3 protein-coding genes are annotated in these 2726 nt (G+C 65.3%); all 3 read right to left on the minus strand.

Annotated features, from left to right (window positions below; genetic code table 11):
• Positions 1-1368, minus strand: a 1368-nt coding sequence (locus EN925_RS31140; protein ID WP_164894505.1) for an ATP-binding cassette domain-containing protein, incomplete at its 3' end; no start/stop codon positions are given.
• Positions 1365-2234 (minus strand): ABC transporter permease, encoded by an 870-nt coding sequence (locus EN925_RS31145; protein ID WP_013531216.1) that lies wholly within the window; start codon positions 2232-2234, stop codon positions 1365-1367. The genes EN925_RS31145 and EN925_RS31140, both read right to left, overlap by 4 nt.
• Positions 2231-2726: ABC transporter permease (locus EN925_RS31150; protein WP_164894506.1), on the minus strand; the 496-nt coding region annotated here is incomplete at its 5' end. The genes EN925_RS31145 and EN925_RS31150, both read right to left, overlap by 4 nt.

Below are 2726 nucleotides of genomic sequence, written 5' to 3' on the forward strand. Positions count from 1 at the left end.
GATCGAGACATCGAGCGCCGAGACCGGCTCGTCGGCAACGACCAGCTTGGGGCGGGTGATGATGGCGCGGGCGATCGACAGGCGCTGGCGCTGGCCGCCGGAAAATTCATGGGGGTATTTGTCCATGTCGCTGATGCCGAGGCCGACTTCGTGCAGGGCATGCGCCACCATCTCGCGGCACTCGGCGCGCGTCGGCTTTTTCTCCAGCACATGCAGGGGTTCGGCAACCAGTTTTTCCACCTTCTGGCGCGGGTCGAAGGAGCCATAGGGATCTTGAAAAACGACCTGCATATCGCGTCGCGCCGGCTTCAGCTCGGCTTCGCTCTTGCCGGTTATGGTCCCGCCGCGGAACCGGATCGAGCCCGATGTCGGCCGATCCAGCGCCAGGATCATGCGGGCGAGCGTCGACTTGCCGCAGCCGGAGCGACCAACCAGTGCCACTGACTGACTCGGCGCCATCGACAGCGAGACGTCGTCGACGGCGCGGATACCAGGCGCGCGCTTGAACATCGAAGTGCGCCGGCCGGGATAGTCGCGGGTCACGCCCTCGATCTGAAGCAAAGGGCGGCCCGTCTCGATGCCATGGAGCCTGGCGCGCGCCGGCACATGCATCGAGGCCTGCGCCAACTGGCGCGTGTAGGGGTGGAGCTGTTCGGATAGCGTGCGTGCGGTGTCGCCGGCTTCCATCACCTCGCCGCGGCGCAGGATGGTGATGCGGTCAGCCATCTCGGTCACCACGGCGAGGTCATGCGAGATAAGAAGCAGGCCCATGCGGCTCTCCGCGACGAGGTCGCGCAACAGATCAAGGATTTGTGCCTGCAGCACCACGTCGAGCGCCGTCGTCGGTTCGTCGGCGATCAGCAGCTTCGGCTTCAGCGCACAGGCGATGGCGATGACGACGCGCTGGCGCTGGCCGCCCGACAGTTCGTGCGGATAGCGCGACAGCGGGAATTTCGCTTCGGGCAAGCCGACACGGTCGAGCATTTTTCGCGCCCGGTCTTCGGCCTCGGCGCGGCTGGCCCTGGTGTGCCAGCGTATGCCTTCGGCAACCTGTTCGCCGATGGTCTTGACCGGATTGAGCGCCGTCATCGGCTCCTGGAACACCATGCCGATGTCGTCGCCGCGCAGCGCGCACATCTGGTCCTCGGTTGCTGCCAGGATGTCGATGCCGTCGAATGTGACACGTCCGCTGGCGCGCGCGGCATGGGGCAGAAGCTGCATCACCGTCAGCGCGGTCATCGATTTGCCGGAACCGGATTCGCCGACCAGCCCCATCACCTCACCGGCCGCGACGGAAAGCTCCACACCCTTGAGGATCTGCGTGTCGCCGATGGTCAGCGACAGGTTCTCGATGTCGAGCAGGCTCATCGCTGCCGCCGCGATTTCGGATCGAGGATGTCGGCGATGCCGTCGCCCAGGAGGTTCAGCCCCAGCACGGCGACAACGATCGCCATGCCCGGAAAGATCGCCATCCATGGCGCCACCACCATGCGGGTCTGCGCGTCGAACAGCATGCGGCCCCAGCTCGGCATTGGCGGTTGCGCACCCAGGCCGAGATAGGAAAGCCCGGCCTCGGCCAGGATGCCCAGAGCGAACTGGATGGTGCCTTGCACCAGAAGCAGCGTGGCGATGTTGGGCAGCACATGTTCGATTGTGATCTGCGTGCTGCTCTTGCCGGCGGCGCGTGCGGCGAGAATGAACTCGCGCGGCCAGATCGCCAGCGCGCCGGCCCGGGCGACGCGCGCAAAGACCGGGATGTTGAAGATGCCGATGGCGATGATGGCGTTGACGGCGCCCGGTCCGAAGATGGCGGTGATCATGATCGCCGACAGCAAAGCCGGGAAGGCGAAGACGAGGTCGTTCAGCCGCATCAGCGCCTCGTCGACGAGGCCGCCGCGTGCCGCGGCAAAGGCGCCGAGCGGCACGCCGACCCCCATGCCGATGCCGACCGCGACCAGCGCCACGGCAATCGAATTGCGGGCGCCGACCATGACCATCGACAGGATGTCGCGGCCGAAATGGTCGGTGCCGAACCAGTGCGCCAGCGAGGGCGCTTGCGTCTTATCCGATATCACCAGTTTCGTGACGTCATAGGGCGTCCAGGCATAGGAGACGACAGCCATTGCCAGGATCAGCAGGGTGATGACGAAACCGGCAACGAAGGCGGTATTCCCGAACGCCTTGCTCAGGATGCTGCCGAACGTCTCTTCTGATATGTCGATGTGCAGTGTCATTGCCGGCTTCTCAGGCGCGGATCGACGACCGCATAGGAAAGGTCGACCAGCAGATTGACGGCGATGACGGCGGCGACCAGCAGCATGACGACGCTTTCGACGACGATCAGGTCGCGCTGGGTGATGGCCTGGAACACCAGCCGGCCGAGGCCGGGCAGATAGAAAACATTCTCGATGATGATGGTGCCGGCAAGCAGGAAGGCGAACTGCAGGCCCAGAATGGTCAGCACCGGAATCATGGCGTTGCGCAACGCGTGCCGCCACAGCACAGCTCGGTAGGGCAGACCCTTGGCGCGGGCGGTACGGATATAGTCCTCGTTCAGCACCTCGATCAGCGCCGAGCGGGTGACGCGCGCCAGAATCGCGGCTTGCGGCAAGGCAAGCGCCAACGCCGGCAGCAGCAGCGACTTCAAGGCTGGCCAGACGCCGGCACTCCAGCCGGGAAAGCCGCCAGCAGGAACCAGCCGCAGCCAGACGGCGAAGACATAGATC

The organism is Mesorhizobium sp. M7A.F.Ca.US.006.04.2.1 (assembly GCF_004022915.1).
GTDB classification, from domain to species: domain Bacteria; phylum Pseudomonadota; class Alphaproteobacteria; order Rhizobiales; family Rhizobiaceae; genus Mesorhizobium; species Mesorhizobium ciceri.